The sequence below is a fragment of the Dietzia sp. HMSC21D01 genome, from assembly GCF_001815995.1.
Taxonomy (GTDB): Bacteria; Actinomycetota; Actinomycetes; order Mycobacteriales; family Mycobacteriaceae; genus Dietzia; species Dietzia cinnamea.
Window position 1 is genome coordinate 1 of record NZ_KV823750.1, and the last position, 604, is coordinate 604.

At 72.0% G+C, this 604-nt stretch carries 1 protein-coding gene; it reads right to left on the reverse strand.

The window, feature by feature from the left end; translation table 11 throughout:
• A partial coding sequence (locus HMPREF3086_RS03135; RefSeq protein ID WP_141763969.1) for a M16 family metallopeptidase occupies positions 1-534 on the reverse strand: 534 nt, incomplete at its 3' end.
• Positions 535-604: the final 70 nt, after the last annotated feature.

Consider the following 604-nt stretch of genomic DNA (forward strand, 5'->3'; position numbering starts at 1 on the left):
GTGGAACGCTCTGAGGGTGTCGGTGTCGAGCGCCTCGACCGACTCCTCCGTGCCGATCACCGGGCGGGCGAGCGGATCGCGTCCCAGGGCCGCGGTGGCCACCAGCTCGCACGCGAGGTCCTCCGGATCGTCCGCCCGACCCGCCAGTTCGTCGAGCACCACGTCGCGCTCCACCTCGACGTCCTCCGGGTCGCAGGACCCGTTGGCCACCACGTCCACCAGGACGTCGACGGCGGTGTCCAGCCCCTCGGCGGGGACCTGGACGTGGTAGCACGTGTGCTCGCGCCCGGTGTAGGCGTTGAGGTCGCCCCCGAGCAGGTCGATCCGCTCGGACAGCTCGCGCCCGGACGCGGTGGTCGTGCGTTTGAACAGGACGTGCTCGAGGAAGTGGGCCGCGCCGTGCTCGTCGGGGCCCTCGTCCGCCGACCCGGCGCCTATCCAGATGCCGACCGCGGCGGTGTGGCACCACGGGAGTTCCTCGGTCACCACTCTGACGCCGGGGATCGTCCGGTCCACGCGGATCTCTGGGTTCACGGCCCTCCATCGTCGGTCTGCTTCTCGCGGCTCGAACGAACGAGGCACGCACCCCGCGCGGGGTGCGTGC